Origin of the sequence: Akkermansia muciniphila (assembly GCF_002884975.1) — a bacterium.
Lineage (GTDB): Bacteria > Verrucomicrobiota > Verrucomicrobiia > Verrucomicrobiales > Akkermansiaceae > Akkermansia > Akkermansia muciniphila_C.
The window spans coordinates 1021740-1036601 of record NZ_PJKB01000001.1 but is presented as its reverse complement, the minus strand read 5'-3'; the positions used below and the strand labels follow the sequence as shown (position 1 = coordinate 1036601).

At 57.3% G+C, this 14862-nt stretch carries 9 protein-coding genes and 1 tRNA gene; 5 read left to right on the top strand and 5 right to left on the bottom strand.

Going from position 1 to position 14862, the window contains the following annotated elements:
• Positions 1-48: 48 nt before the first annotated feature.
• From CXU21_RS04195 to CXU21_RS04180, 4 genes are all read right to left on the bottom strand, one after another.
• The gene (locus CXU21_RS04195) at positions 49-951 is read right to left on the bottom strand and encodes a DMT family transporter (RefSeq protein ID WP_257997353.1); all 903 of its coding nucleotides are present in this window, start codon (positions 949-951) and stop codon (positions 49-51) included.
• A gap of 227 nt (positions 952-1178) precedes the next feature.
• Positions 1179-7568, bottom strand: a complete 6390-nt coding sequence (locus tag CXU21_RS04190; RefSeq protein WP_102725152.1) for an alpha-2-macroglobulin family protein — start codon at positions 7566-7568, stop codon at positions 1179-1181.
• A gap of 97 nt (positions 7569-7665) precedes the next feature.
• Positions 7666-8853 (bottom strand): iron-containing alcohol dehydrogenase, encoded by a 1188-nt coding sequence (locus CXU21_RS04185; protein ID WP_102725434.1) that lies wholly within the window; start codon positions 8851-8853, stop codon positions 7666-7668.
• Between the two features lie 96 nt (positions 8854-8949).
• Entirely contained in the window at positions 8950-10407 is a 1458-nt protein-coding gene (locus CXU21_RS04180) for a hypothetical protein (RefSeq protein ID WP_102725151.1), read from the bottom strand.
• Between the two features lie 273 nt (positions 10408-10680).
• Between CXU21_RS04180 and CXU21_RS04175 the strand changes: the two genes are divergently transcribed.
• Positions 10681-10755: transfer RNA gene (locus CXU21_RS04175), tRNA-Arg, on the top strand.
• A gap of 312 nt (positions 10756-11067) precedes the next feature.
• Here CXU21_RS04175 and CXU21_RS12110 read toward each other — a convergent pair.
• Positions 11068-11253 carry a hypothetical protein gene (locus CXU21_RS12110; protein ID WP_180972631.1) on the bottom strand — a complete coding sequence of 62 codons (186 nt, stop codon included), beginning with the start codon at positions 11251-11253 and terminating at the stop codon, positions 11068-11070.
• Between the two features lie 691 nt (positions 11254-11944).
• Here CXU21_RS12110 and CXU21_RS12105 point away from each other — a divergent pair.
• The 4 genes from CXU21_RS12105 to CXU21_RS04160 all read left to right on the top strand — a co-directional run bounded on the left by CXU21_RS12105 (position 11945) and on the right by CXU21_RS04160 (position 14854).
• Positions 11945-12817: a BACON domain-containing protein gene (locus CXU21_RS12105; RefSeq protein WP_180972630.1), complete on the top strand. Its 873-nt coding sequence runs from the start codon at positions 11945-11947 to the stop codon at positions 12815-12817.
• A gap of 293 nt (positions 12818-13110) precedes the next feature.
• Positions 13111-13341 (top strand): hypothetical protein, encoded by a 231-nt coding sequence (locus CXU21_RS12330; protein ID WP_180972629.1) that lies wholly within the window; start codon positions 13111-13113, stop codon positions 13339-13341.
• 64 nt (positions 13342-13405) lie between these two features.
• Complete coding sequence (locus CXU21_RS04165) at positions 13406-13894, top strand: thermonuclease family protein (protein WP_180972628.1); 489 nt, start codon at positions 13406-13408, stop codon at positions 13892-13894.
• Positions 13895-14395: 501 nt separating this feature from the next.
• Positions 14396-14854 carry a hypothetical protein gene (locus CXU21_RS04160; RefSeq protein ID WP_146016945.1) on the top strand — a complete coding sequence of 153 codons (459 nt, stop codon included), beginning with the start codon at positions 14396-14398 and terminating at the stop codon, positions 14852-14854.
• Positions 14855-14862 lie beyond the last annotated feature (8 nt).

Sequence of the window (14862 nt, the reverse complement as noted above, 5' to 3'; positions counted from 1 at the left end):
GTGGCTGATGGACGGTTGAGGAAGACTGTTTTCGTGCCTTCTCGGTCTTTACGGTTCCTGAACGGCGGCTTTTTTCCCGGTTCTGGTGACCAGAAGCACGCCCGTGAACACGAGCAGGACGGAGAGGGTCTTCATCCACCCGAAGTGGTCCATGCCCCACAGCACCGCCACGGAGGAGGCAATCACCGGCTGGCAGTAGTTGTACATGCTGACGGCGGTGGGCTTCAGACGCTGCTGGGCGAAGGAAAGGCAGATGTAACTGACGAAGGTAGCCAGCGCCACCACATAAGCGATGCCCAGCCACGTTTGCACGGGCAGGGCGGAATAATGGATGGACGCCACCTCCCGGAAGGTGAAGGGCAGGCAGACGGCCACGGCATACGTGAACATCCATTTCATCAGGGTGACGGGAGAGTATTTGCCAATCAGGTTTTTAAAGAAGACAAAGTACACGGCCACACTGCACTGGGAAGCCAGGCAAAGGATGTCCCCCAGCAGGTTGTTGTCTCCCGGCAGGGCCGCCGCCCGCGCTCCGCTGCCGGAAATCAGCAGAATGGCCCCGATGGCGCTGGCGCACACGCCGATGATTTTTTTTCCGGTGATCATTTCCCGGAGGACGAAGGCCGCCAGAATCATGGTCAGCACCGGGGTGATGGTGGTGATGATGGCCGCGTCCGCCGGGGAGGTGAAGCCCACGCCCACCGTGAAGGCCATCTGGTTGAAGATGATGCCGAACAGGGAGGCGTAAAACAAGGTGAGCCGGTCCTTCCGTTCAATGGTTTCCGCGGGCACGAAGGCGGAGGCCAGCCAGAACAGGATGGCCGCGCCCAACAGGCGGAATGTAGCCAGTGAGGCGGAGCTTACTTCCCCCGGCTGCATCACCAGTTTGCTGACGGGAGACATGAGGCGCCAGATGACGGCCGCCGTCCCCATGGCAATATGTCCCTTCAAGGTTCCGGATTCCATGGCATGGCCCGCTGCGCGGCGGGCAACGCATTCTCCGCTTCCGCAAACGGATTGCAAGCGTTTTTCATGTGCGGACGGAGGGGTGGATACGAGGAATCAGGGAATATTTTTCAGGAAGGCGCTCCTTGGAATGCCGTAGTCAGGAGTAATTAAAAAGCGCCCGGAACTTTTCGTTCCGGGCGCTGGGGTAAAAGGCGGGATGGCCGGGATTGCTATTCGGCAGGCATGGAGATGCCTATCTTGTGTTCCCGGCTGTTGCCGCGGAGTTCCGGAGCGTACATGGCTTCAATCACCGCGGGCAGCGCGCTGAAACGTCCCGGGCGTTCCGCGCGGAGGCGGTGGCTGATCTGGTAGCTGCCCATCGGCAGGGAGGAGAGGAAAATGCGTATTTCCTCATCCCCTATTTCCTTGTAGCCGGAGACGGTTCCCATCCAGGCGTATCCGCTGGCGGTTTCCTGTGATTCGCATCCCGCGGGCTTGGGGTCCAGGAGCATGAGGTATTCCACGTCGTTCTTCGTTTTCACGGTCATCACCACTTCAATGATATCGCCGCTGGCGATGACGTCTCCATTGTTCAGCAGGGTACGGCGGGTCACGTCCTTCCCCTGGGAGACGAGTTCTCCGCTGTCCGTCTGGGTATCCCTGACCGCGTCATCCTTCACGGTTTCCTTTTGGATGCGGTAGTAGGAGCGTTCCACGGTGACGGCATTCCCGGCGGCGGGTATGGGGTCTTCCAGGGAAAAGTAGCTGAGCGTGGAGTTGGCGTAAATGTTTCCCTTGCCCTTCTTCCTCCGGATGGTGATGACGTGCCTGCCGTCCGCCAGGTCTTTTCCGCTCATCCGGAAGGCATTGTCAAAGGTGAACAGGGTTTCCTTCGTGCTGGAGATCGTTTTGACCGGAACGCCGTCATAAAGGATTTCCGCTTCCATGTCCTCCATGCCTTCCCTGGTCTGGAAAAGATAGGCTGACAGGGCCTCCAGACAGTCCGCCGTGTCCTTGGTGGAGTTCCAGTAGGAGCCGTTGGCGCGGTTGTTGAGCAGCCATTTGGCCAGGCGAGCCGTGACAGGGTTGCCGGGGTCGCTCTTGGCCATCAGCTTCAGGTAGGCCGCCTGGGTGGCTACGTCGCTTCCGTACCAGCGCCACCAGTAACCTTCGTTCGGAAGGCGCAGCCAGGCGGTTTGCAGGGAATCGTCTTGTTGCAGGAACTGGGAGATGATGGGCATCACCTTCTTGAAATCGTCCATGCGGTGGGCGTCCAGCAGGATTTCCGCCAGCTGGATCTGGCTGATGACGGGGAGCTCCAGCCTGTCACGGAAAAGGTAGCGTTCCATGGGAAGGTTGATGACGCCCCCTTCCACCAGTACGGAATAGACCAGGGCGTCTGTTGCGGAAGCCGTCAGGCGGTAATCTCCCAGTTTGCGGATGGCTTCCTTCTTCCCGGGGCCGTCCGGCAGTTTTTCCAGCTTCCGGTACTCGTCTCCCTTCGCCAGAAGGCTTACCTGGCCTGACTGGTAGTTTTCCAGCCAGCGGACGGCGCCGGAAAGCATGCCCTCCGGAACCTTGACCGTGTTTGACGCCAGCTTGAGGCCATGGGCCACATGGGCCGTCATGACGGGATCCCCCTCATCCGCTCCTCCAAACCATCCCCAGGAACCGTTGGAGAGCTGTTTTTCCCGGAGGGAGGCAATGCCCTTGGCCGCCAGCTCCTTCAGCGTGGCTTCATCATACACGGGGTTGCGTTCCAGCCTCTTCATGACGCCGTCATAAAAAGCCTTGTCCCGGATAGTCTGGGGATTCAGGTTGCGGTGGTTTTCCAGCGCCGCGCCGGGATTCAGCCCCAGCTGCTTGAGCGTGTTCGTCACCACGAGGGCGGGAAGGAAGCGGTTGAGCGTCTGTTCCACGCAGCCATAGGGGTATTCCGCCAGGTAGGGCAGGGCCTCCACCATGCTCAGGGCGATGCTGGGGGAGACCTTGACGACCAGCTCGCTTTCCTCCCTGCGCCGCTGTTGCGGCAGGGTGATGGAGAGCTGCTGTTCCTGTTCTCCGGGAAGCACCACGGCGCTGCCCGCGTGGAGCTGCTTCATGCCGTGCACCAGCACGGGGAAGTTCATCTGCATGGCGTCTCCGGCGGAACCCGCTGCCGCTTCCATGGCGACGGTGGCGGTTCCCTCCCGGATGGCGGCAGTCCACCAGTTGACGACTGCCTGGCCCTGTGCGGGAACATCCACTTCCCGCACCGCGGAGTTGTCCGTTTCCGCGGCGAGTCCCTTCACCGCCGGAGCGCCAGCCGGGAGAAGTTCCAGGCAGCCGTCTTTCAGGGAAATGGAAACGCGGGCGCGGACGGCTTTGTCCGTCCGGTTGCGGACCAGGGCGCTGAGCATGACCACGTCTTTTTCCACAAAGAAGCGCGGGGCCTGCATGCTGACCATGAAATCCTTCGTCGTCAGGAATTCCGCGGAGGCCTGTCCTACCTGCAGGCTGGACGTGATGACCCAGGCGGCGGCTTTCCAGGTGGTCAGGTTGTCCGGCATTTCCACGGGTACGGTGACGTTGCCCTCCTCATCTGTCTTGAGCGTGCCGCACCACTTGATGCAGTCCGCAAAGTTGGTGCGCAGTTGAATGGCGGGAGAAGCGTTTTCCGGCGCATCCCCTTTTCCCTGTCCGGCTGCAAAGGAATCCTCCGCGCTTTCCTCGGCTGCGCCCATAGCCTGCACTACCGGCGCCGGCGCTGCTGCGGCAAAGTCTGCTCCCTCAGCCAATACGCGGCTCGCCGACTTGCTGAGAACGGCGGAATTTCCGGACCTGAGGCCTGCCGTAGCAAACCCGTTGACAGCCCCGATTTTATCCCGTGTCATATATCCGTATCTGCCGTAAAACAGCAGGGATTGGAAATAAGGCTGGTCCGGCCCCCTGTCCTGGGAGGTTCCCGAGGCCGTCATTTTTTTCAGGTTGAGGAAGGTGGTTCCATTCAATCTGCCCCAAACGGTTTTGGCTATATCCGTGATGTTGGGGCGGGCGATGTATTCCAGAGCCTTGTCATAAACGGCCAGGGTCACGATGCCGTTTTTAACGGGCTTGCCGTCCGGCCCCTTCACCTGGACCGTTACGCTTCCCTGTTCCGCGGGCTGGTATTGAGGCTTGCCCGGCGTGACGGAAGGAGAAAGTATCTGGCTGTCCGGAGGCAGCAGCAGTTCCGCGGAGGCCTGGTGAAGTTCCCCGCTTCTGACGGTGAAGGCGTTCACGCCCATGTTGGGCATGTCTTCGCGGGTGAGCGGGCACTCCACCAGGGCGGTCTGCCTGTCCAGGGAGACCAGGCGGCGGGATTCGTTTTTCCAGGAATTGCGCAGGAAGGTCCAGACGCGGGCGTCCGGATAGTCCGACGTGACGAGCAGTTTGGCCGTGTCGCCCGGAGCGTATTCCTTCTTATCCGGAGTGATGGTAAGAGGATTGATTTTAAAAGGGTTCTGTTTGCCTGTGCCGTAGGAGAGGAACTGGAAGGATTCCTCCACCTTGTTCCCGTGTCCGTCCTCCAGCGTGGTGGAGAGGGCGTACAGCCCTGATTCCCTGGTCTGGAAGGAGAGGGAGGCCTCCCCTTCCTTTCCGGTGGTGATATTCCAGGTTTCCAGGGCCTGGCGGCTGCCGTCCGCCTTGATATGCTGCAATACCGTCGTTCCCGTGGCGGCTCCTATCTTGACACCGTCCGCCGTGGCCGCGGTGATGGTGGCCTGCACCGGGGTTCCGGTGGGGGCGTAGCCGCGGTTCAGGGAGGTGAAGATGTTGAACGGGCGGAACGTGGCGATCACCTGTCCGGAAGCGGAAATTTCCCGCAGGGAAGCGTCCGTCACGCTGGCGGAGACGTGGTAGGTGATGTTCTGGGAGGCGAAATCCCGTGCGTCCTGTGCCGTGGAGAGTTCCACGGATGCTTTTCCATCCTTGTCCAGCGGCACCGTTTTTTCCAGGACGGTGAGGGGAGCGTCAGGGAAAAAGGGGATATAGTACGGGCTGAAGGAGCGGTCATACAGCCAGCTCCATTTCCAATAGGGAGTCCAGACGTCCGCTCCCAGCGTCCGGGTGATGGTGATGGTGGCCTTCCCCTCACTCACGGGACCGCCCGCATAATAATCCGCCTGAATGGAAACGGGGACAGGCTGTCCCAGGCGGATAGGCTTGGAGGGAGCGTCCATCTTGACGGAGAATTCCGGTTTCTTGTACTCTTCCATTCGGAAAAGCGGGGCATACAGCCTGAAATCAGGGTCGGCGGAATCTTGCAGCTGCAGGCTGGCGGAATACTGCCCCAGCTGGGCCCCTGCCGGAATGAGCAGCTCCAGTTCAAAGCAGCCCGTGGAATCCGTCGTGACGGTTTTTGGCGGAAAAACGCTCTCATCCCCGGTTGGGGAAGTAATGGTCAGCGTCAGCTTTTTTCCGGCGCAGTCCTGCGTTCCGGGGTTCGCGATGTCCGGGCGGAAGAGGACGCCCTTAAAGCGGGCCGTCTGTCCGGGGCGGTACACGGGCTGGCTTTCCAGGAAGAAGCAGGAGTAGGGATCGGAAGCTTTGTCGTCCGTGCTCATGAGCCGGTTGCCGGATTCCCAGCCGTAATCCTGGAGCCCTGCCAGCACGTAGCTGTTTCCCCTGGAGGCGATGCCCAGGAACATGGAATAAAAGGGGTTTTTCTTATCCGGGGCCGGAATGGTTTCTATCATGGCACCGTCCTTGTCCGTGGTACCCTTCACCTGATGCTTGTTAAGCGTTTTATCCTCCCGGTAACGCAGGAGGCGCAGGTCTGCCCCTTCCACGGGCGTTCCTGTTCTGGCGTCCGCCAGGAACCAGAGGTTGCCTTCCGGGACGGAACGGCGCACCAGCACCATGTCTGACAGGGTGAGGAAGCGGTGGAAGCGGTAGCCGTTGTCCAGCGTAACGGTAAGCAGGTACCAGCCGGGCTGCTCCGCGGGAACGGGAATCTGGGCAATCCGGTTCAGGTGCCGGTCTCCCGGCTCCAAAGCCACCTCCGGCCCCTTGATTTCTTCTCCCAGGTAACCGGCGTATGACTTGTCATGCAGTAAATTGAAAAGAAGTGTCCCCAGACTGGAATACTTCTTTCTATAGGCCTTGCCCAGCGTACTTGAGGCCTGCACCTTGTTCATCCGTTCCTGCTGCCACCGCCGCATATCCACGGAACGGGCCGTAACCCGGGCATGGGAGGCGTTACGGTAGGAGAAGGCGACCGTAACCGGCTCTCCGGATAACAGGGTTCTCTTGTCCGTGTCAAAGGTCCCGTTGGGTTCCGTGATGGCGGCGATGCGTTCCTTCAGGTGATCCGCGACGCGCAGGAACTCTTCCTTGTCCTGTTGGTCCCAGGACAGAGTGTTCCAGTTTTTCAGGGTGTTCACTAATATTTCCGCTGCTTCCGGCCTCTGGTTGCGGGACAGGAATTCATCGGCTTTCAGATTGCCGGCGGCAACGTAATACTCCGGGCAAGGGGTGGTTTGGACGGTGGAGGCAATCCTGATGAAATCGTAATCCGGGGGAAGGGTGACGAGCATGAATTTTCCCTTGCCTGTCCGGTCCGTTTTGACAACGGTCTGGTTTGTTTTCAATTCCGCCGGGTTGATGCCCGCCACGGCTCCCGCGTTGCCGGGGCCGTACACGAATTCCTGGGAGGGAGCCGTATTGGAGTAGGAAAACAGTTGCTGGCACCAGGACGCTGTATAACAGTTGATCTGGTTGGCCATTTCCGGGGCTGCCTGAATGGCCGCATCCAGCAGCCAGCGCATGCGCTCGCCGTCATTCCTTGCTGTCTCCCAGGAGGAAGAGGCATGGTAGAAAACCACCTCCGGCTTTCCCGTCTCCGGATTAACCGTGACGGGCACCGTTCCGACGTTCCGGAAGGGGGAGGCTTCCTCCCTGGAGACGTAATCCGGCAATTCCTTCAGGCTGGTCAGGTTGCCCAGGGCGGCGTAAGCCTGGAAGGGGGAAAGAGAGTTATAGCGTTCCCCTCCCTGCAGGAACGCCTGTGCCGTCAGGAAGCGCAGCTGCCCCAGAAGCTTCATGTTTTTGTCCTTCTCCGCCAGTTGCATGGCCTTGAAAAGGCACCGGAGGGCTTGTACGCGGTCCCGCGCTTCTCCGGAATATTCCCCGTCCCATGGCTCGCTGCCGCGGATGTAGGCGCCGTCCACCAGCTTGAACGTGTGGCAGGCATCCTGATACAGGCGGGCGGCATCCATCAGGAACCGGGGATTATCCCCATGGCGCTTCATCTGTTCTTGCAGGATGGTATCCAGATTCAGGGAATCATCCAGGGCGTTCAGGCGCGTCAATGCCCGGTAGTAAAGAAGAAGGTCCGCGCCGCTGTACTGGTCGTCGTACTCGTTGAGCTGTTTTAAGGACTGTTCGGCCGCCTGCTTGAACAGCCTCTTTTCCAAAAGCTTTTCAATGGCCTCCATGGACTGCTTCCTCTGCTGCCCGGAAAGGGATGGAGCCTTGTCCTCAACCTTGGCGGCTTGTCCCTCCTGTTCCTGCGGGGTGGAGCCGGAGGATGCGGCGGAAGCCATTCCGGAAGCCAGCATGCCCGCCGCCAGAAAAAGCGCGGAAAAGATTCTGTTCATTCAGCCAGAATACTTCCCCGGAAAATATTTGGCAAGTTACAAGTAGGTTACAAAATGCGTGAAATTGTCTTAATGCCGGCAAATGGCCGGGCGCCCGTCAATCAGACAGCGCATCTTTACACGCCAGGCGGTAAATGGCTTCCACATCCCGGGCGTCCAGCTTTTCCAGTCCGCCGATGGGGCCGCGCACGCTGATGGCCTGTTCAGCCATCAGGGGGAAATCCCCGGGACGGATGCCCAGCTCCTCCATGGTCGCCGGAAGCCCCATCTCCCGGTAAAAACGTTCCAGGCGGGAGATGCCTTCCCGGATGAGGGCTTCCGGCTCCCGGAAGGAGCCTTCCGCGCCCATCACATTCACGGCGAACTGCACGAACATCTCCTGGTGCTTGGGTGAGACGTACTTCATCCATGCCGGGGTGACCACGGCCAGGCCCGCGCCGTGGTCCACATGGTACAGGGCGCTCAGTTCGTGCTCCATGGCATGGCACCCCCAGTCCTGCTCACGGCCTACACCCAGCAGGTTGTTATGGGCGATATTGCCGGAAAAGGCGATCTCCGCCCAGGCGTCGTAATCATGCAGGTTCCCGTTCAGGATGCGGGCGTTTCTCATGATGGTGCGCAGGGTGGCTTCACACAGGCCGTCTGAAAGGTCCGTATGCAGGGTTCTGGTGAAATAGCGCTCAAAAATGTGGCTCATCATGTCGCTGACGCCGTTGGCCATCTGGTGGTGCGGGAGCGTGAAGAACAATTCCGGATTAATGATGCTGAACACGGGGCGCAGTTGGGGGGAACCGTACCCTAGTTTGCGCCTGGTCTCTTCATTGGTGATCACCGTATTCGGGCTGCTCTCGCTGCCCGCGGCGGGAATGGTCAGCACGGTGGCGACGGGAAGCGGGTCCGCCTGCGGCTGTTTTTTGGAAAGATAAAGGTCCCATATGTCCCCTTCATGGGGAACGCCCAGCGCGATCGCCTTGGCGGAATCAATGACGCTCCCTCCTCCCACGGCCAGTATCATGCCCAGGCCGTGTTCCCGGCAGAGGCGGATGCCCTCATATACCAGGGGCAGCGTGGGGTTCGGCTGGACGCCGCCCAGTTCCTCATACTCCACCCCGGCGGCTTTCAGGGAGGCCGTAACGGCGTCGTAAAGGCCGGAACGCCTGATGCTGCCGCTGCCGTAGTGGAGCAGGACTTTTTTTCCGAACGGCTTTAAAAGATTGCCCGCTTCATGCTGGGTGCCTTTTCCGAAAATAATGGTGGTCTTGTTGTCGTAAACGAAGTTAAGCATGGCCGGAAGGCGGGGGATGGCGCCTTTAACGCTACGGCTCTTCCTTTCCCGGCTCAAGGCTTTTGTGCGCCCCGTTCCGCTGCCGCATGGGCGGATTTACTGTTCCGGAGGATGTTTTTCCATATACCGTTCCAATTTTTCCCTGTTTTTCCGGAGCTGATTCAATTGGTCGGAGCCTTCCTGAAGATAGTTGACGTCTCCCGAAGTCCAGAACGAATAAACGTCGTCCAGCACAGATGATTGAACGGGAGGACAGGAATCCTCATCTTCCATGAATTCTTCTTTCAGAGCTTGCAGAATCCGGTCCTTGTGGCCCAGGTCAGTGCTGAATAGCATGCCGGAGAAGGCTTCCTGATGATTCGTGCCGCCCCGGAAGCGGGAAAGCAAATGGAGATATGCCTTCAATTCCCGTTCCGCGGCAGGTTCCAGTTTCAGAAAGGAGCGCCGGACTCTCATCTCTTCCCCGTCCCACCACAAATCATAGGGCGTCATGGCGGGCGGATGGTCCATCCGGCTGAAATCGTACAGGAGGCGGGAATGCCGCCCCAGATACGTGGTGGCCGTGTGGAGGAATCCCTGGTGGATATAGGCGCCCCCGCACTGGCCGTCCGAATAAATGTTCATCCAGGCCGTGGCGTGTTCCGGAGCATTGGGGAACAAATCCTTCCAGACCGGATTTTTTGAAAGGGGCAGCGTCATGCACTCTTTCAGAAGGCAGGCTTCAACAGACTTGCCCTGGCGCAAAGAGGGCTTTTTCTCTTCCCAAAATTTATTTGCCGAGTCGGGACAGGAAGAATAAAATTTTGTGCCCAACTCTCGCCAGTAAAAACCGCGCGGGGGAACTTTCTTCATTTCTCCGGCGATTTTGCGGGTGTCGGCGCATAACTCCATCAGCATTTGCTGGGTTCCGGGCGTAAAATCGTCCATGCTCGCCGCGTCAACAAGAAGATGGAAAATGTGGAACATCCGGCGTTTCAAGGGTAAAGGACCGCGGTAATAATGCAATTCCGTGGCAATTAAGCCGGGAGTCGCGGAGTAGAAGGAATATCCTTGGTCACAGCACGCAAATATCTCCGTAGGAATGTCCAGTACGGCGGTTTCCAGGCACTTCTTCCAGGTGGTTTTGAGTTCCTGCGCCAGTTCATGCGGCAGGATGGCAACGCCGCGGCGAACGTAATTCCTGCTGTACTCCTGCCAATGCAGATGGCGAATTTTTTGATCCTTCCATGCATTCAGCAGAGCGGCAGAGGGGTGCAGCCATGCAGGGAATGTTTCTTCCGGAAAATAATCCGGAAGATACTTTTCAAGAAAGGAGGCCCACCAGCTCTTCCACAGGGGAGCGCTGCTGATAAAATAATCCGTTTTGTTGCCTTCTGCCGCTACCGCCCAGTGGAGTTCGTTTCCTATGAGGGCGACTGCGCGTTCCGGCTCCCATGAGGGACAATCCACAGCGGCCATTTCATAATTCTGGGCAGCCTCCGGCAAAAGCAGGGACAGGACCCGGGGAGTATACCGTTCCCATTCCCAATAAAGGCGGAGTGGGTAATATTTCACTTTCTCCGGACCTAATTCTATTTGATCCGGGGTAGGAGCGGGCCGGTACATGGAGCGTATGGCCGGCCTTGCGTCCGGCAGGCTGTCATGACAATGGCCGTATCCGGTCAGGGAAATGCAGAGAACAGAGAGAAAACAAGCAGTTGGGAAAAAACTCACGAAAACGGTTCTAGGAAAAAAATACTTCAAAATCAAGGTTTATGGAGTAATTGCCCTGCTTTTTGCTTGAGCGGGGAAACCTTCCCGTTTATTGTCCTGCACGGACAATGTCCGGTCCCCGTAGTTCAATGGATAGAACGGGTCTCTCCTAAAGACTAGATGTAGGTTCGATTCCTACCGGGGACGCCACCTAAACCTTTCCAAGGCCTTGCATAAGTGTTGAAATGCAAGGCTTTTCTATTTCTTGCTGCCCGCGTGGCGTTATCTTGCGCTACTATGCCAAGGTACATCGGTAGGCACATTTTCCGCTTCTGCAAGGTAACATCTTGAGATCTTCATGATGATGGCCGGACAACAACGGTTCCATTCAGCCCTGACGCTTCACACAGGATGATATTCCCCAGGAACTAGCGGAAACTGTCAATGAAGTGGCATCACGCCTTGCCGTTTTATCCGGCAAATGGAAAGCGCTTCAAGCCTGGGCCCGGCCAGGTCGGAACATTAGTTCACCTTTGGTGGAAGGGAAAGCATCCCCGGAATCCAGAAATGCGGTCGTTTGACCGTGGAAGCGGTCAATGCCGGGAGGATGCAGGCTTTTCGCCCGTCAGGATTATTGAAGTTCCCCACTGTAGCCGGGGCGGCAACGGCGTTGTTCACCCACTTCACAACAAATAACAAAATAATCATGAATAAAATTACTTCTATCAATGGAACGTTCATGGCCTCCCTGAATGAATTGAATGAGCATACGGAAAATGAAAGTATACATGTTACGGAGGACGAGCGCACTGCCTGGAACGCTAAAGCCGATGTTTCCGCTCTTTCTACAAAAACCGACGCGTCTGTCTTTGACGCGCACAAGAATGATGCCGTAGCCCACATAACAGGGAAAGAACGTGAAATATGGAACGGAAAACAGGACAAGCTGACGGATGAAACCGGCAGCATGACGCTGGACGGAGGGCTATCAGTGGCTGGAACTATCACCGCTCCCGGCGGCGTGCGCGTGCCGCTGCCATCCACATATCAGGAGGCTATGTCTTATGAGGCATTGCTGGAGCAGCAGGCCGTGAAGGATTGGGGGTGCATGACCTATTATTTGGAGACCATGGTGCCGTCCTGGGTAACCGCCATGATCCGCCATCAGCAGCTGATGGCAAGTGGCAATCCGGCAACCCCTAACACATCCATCAAGGAGGGTGTCCTTAACAATGAGCTTTGTGACCACGTAGTCACCATCACTCCGGCATCTGGCATATCTCTGACAGGCAGGTCTACAGCGCCCTGGGTATTTGCCAATTACATGGGATGTTACCGCAACACGGGGTACGCGACTACAACTGCGTGGCGTTTTGCTGGCTCTGATCAAGTATCTATCATGTTGGGCAGCACATCCCATGGGTACGGGTCAACCACCGACCCGTCGGCATCTTGTTATACCCACCCGATCCATTGGGCGGATTACAATGTGTCCGGAGCTGATTACAGGTATCCGCTGGGTAATGCCGTCAATAATCCTGGTATCCGGGAGCAGGGGCCTGCATGGCAGGTGACGACTTACCCCAAGGGCTACCTGGGCAGCAGCACGTCATGCCTGATACGGGGCACCAATTACGGAATGGAGGTGGGTGCGTCTGACTACGTTTGGGCCCTGGTTCCAAGCATCCTCTATCTATCCGTGGCCATGACGCCGCGGCATGCGGATGATAACAATTATGTGGTTAATGGATGGCGTCTGTATGTTGATGGATCATACGTTATGCGCATGACCTCTGCGTGGCTTGGGACGGGCGTTACGGCGTCCGTAACGACCAAGGTCAAGGCACACGATGTGCGCAGCACCCGCCAGGTGGGTCTGAGGATGGGAGGAATGAGGATTGACGTCAACCCATCCATGGGCATTAACGACGCCGCACCAATCATGGAGCGCGTGGTGATGCGTGACGCTGTGGTCAAACCCGTGCCGGAGGTGACGGCCTCCACGCTGGAGGTGGCGGCGGCAGGCGGGGAGGTGGTGCTGACTGTATCGTCAACATTGGCGGAGGCTGTGTACATCGTCAACGACACCATGTGCGGCCACGACCCCGCCGCCGTGTGGTGCAGCCAATCCTCCGAGCAGATACCGTCCGAAGGAGGCCAGATAACCCTCACGCTGGCTCCGAACACGACCGGAGAACCCCGCCAGGTGTGGGCATTTGCTGGCCACCACTACGCCCAGGCGGCCGTCATCAAGATCAACCAGTTAGCTTAACGGTATGTACGAGATTGCGTCTATTAATTCCGCACCATCTACGGGCAGAGGAGGTATGGGCGCGTCTCGCCAAGTACCGGGATGGCAAAAAGGAGATCATGGTGCTGGAGATTGGGCATTGCTCAAGGCGGAATTTCCTACGAAAAACAGCAAGCTGTTCACGCCCAAACTGGCGCTTGAGGTTATCCCTCCCACCTTGAATTCCCCGGCGCCTGCCGGGGCATAACACGCGGACCGCCCCTCTGATTCTTTGCATGGGAGGGGCGGTCCGTACCCTTTACCGTTTTCGAGATGTGGAAGCGGCTGTTTATCTCTTTTCGTTCCGGTTCAGTACCTTGGCAATGCCGGTCATCAGCCTGTTTCCCTGTCTGCGCAGCTTCGGCGGGCTTTCCATGTCCCTTTCTATTTTCACTGTTCGGGAGTGTGCAACACACATGCACGCATGGAGAAACTTTTGCGAATGGCTTGATGAATGGAAGATGGCGGGGAAAGCCCATGGTTCGGCAGAGGGGGAAAATTCCTGATTTAGCGGAAATTGATGCCCTTTTGTCATTGTTTGGGTAAGTTATTATGTTAACATGTTTTTTCATGAGATTGTTACTTCTGTTTCTGCTGGGTATGGGTGCCGTGTATGCGGGAACCCTCCGGGGAGTTGTCATCAATGTCGTTGACGGTGACACGGTCATTCTTTTGGAGAAGGCTCCGGAAGGAAAGCGCACGCACCGGGTGCAGCTTAAAGGGATTGACGCTCCGGAATACGGGCAGGCCGGATGTAAAGAGGCAAAGGCTTATCTGGAAAAGCTTGTTTGGGGAGAAACGGTTACGGTCCAATATACCGGGGATGACCAGTATGGCCGCATCCTGGGGCTGGTCCTGTGCGGAGTATCGCGCGTGAATGATGAGATGGTGAAGGAAGGGTGGGCATGGCGTTACAAAAAATCAACCAGCAGAGAGCTGGCCGCTTATGAATCAGAGGCCAGAGCCGGAAAAAAAGGATTATGGGCTGAACCTAATCCCATTTCACCATGGGAGTGGAGAGGCGGGAAGAGACCCGGGGAAAAGGGTGGGGGTTTTTGAAAATGCCGTGAAGGGCACGGGCAGGCTGCAATATATTTTGAAATAATATGGATTTTTAAGCACATGTGATTGTAATAGAATAATTCATTGAAGAGATTCCATTGTATCCATGATTATTTTTCTTGCATGGACGGAATTGTTTGTTAGATTCCCTCCGTAACTAACTCCATGAATTGTTTTTCCGCCTGTTTCCTGCTTGCGTGCGCAGCCGTCCCGCCTGTTGCTGCGTCAACGGATGTTCCGCTGCTCCGGGAGGCGGTATTGAATTTGTCTTTCCTGAGAGTCCTGATTGAGGATTCTGTGGAGAGAGTTATTCCCCAGTTGCTGGTGGGGCTTTCGTGCTCGTATGAGGATCAGTTGGGAGGTCCCGTTTTTTATGAAGAGGTTCCGAAGGAGCTTTTCTGTACGGATTCAACGGGGAAGGTTCTGAACATATACAGGGTTTCTGCTGATGCAGACAGGGCATTTGGCGTTGGGCATGGCGATCCCGTCTGGATCACCATGGCCATCCAGCGTCCCGATCCCGGTGCGGAGTGGGTCCGCATCCGGGGATTTCTGCTGTGTGCTTTTGCGGATGACCTCGTGGAGCTTTCTCCCGTGGTTCTTCCTTTGAAGGAGAAAGAGACTACGGTGGAACTGCCTCTTGAAAAGCCGCGGAAGGACAAGGTGGCCCTTACCCTGAAAAAGTCTTATGAACTCTGGAAATTGCAGGTAGAGGGGAAGAGTGATTTTTATTTTAACTCATTCCATGTCAGGGATGAAAACGGCCAGGCCCTGAAGGGCCAGGGCACGTTGAGCAGCCGGGGCAGGAAGATGCGGTTGTGGGGAAGCAGCTACCGCGTATCCCCCCGCAGCCGTTCCGTGCGCGTGGTGGTCTCCTACTGGAATAAGCGCATGTTCCGCAAAGTGCCTGTGGATATGAAAATCGGCCTGGGAGGTTTTGCCTTTCCCGGCTGCTAATCCGGAAT

Coding starts and splice junctions, on each gene's coding strand:
- CXU21_RS04190 (WP_102725152.1), bottom strand. CDS start 7,568: ATGAACAGAATCTTTTCCGCGCTTTTTCTGGCGGCGGGCATGCTGGCT.
- CXU21_RS04160 (WP_146016945.1), top strand. CDS start 14,396: ATGGCCATCCAGCGTCCCGATCCCGGTGCGGAGTGGGTCCGCATCCGG.
- CXU21_RS12110 (WP_180972631.1), bottom strand. CDS start 11,253: ATGATTATTTTGTTATTTGTTGTGAAGTGGGTGAACAACGCCGTTGCC.
- CXU21_RS04185 (WP_102725434.1), bottom strand. CDS start 8,853: ATGCTTAACTTCGTTTACGACAACAAGACCACCATTATTTTCGGAAAA.
- CXU21_RS04165 (WP_180972628.1), top strand. CDS start 13,406: ATGAGATTGTTACTTCTGTTTCTGCTGGGTATGGGTGCCGTGTATGCG.
- CXU21_RS12105 (WP_180972630.1), top strand. CDS start 11,945: ATGTTGGGCAGCACATCCCATGGGTACGGGTCAACCACCGACCCGTCG.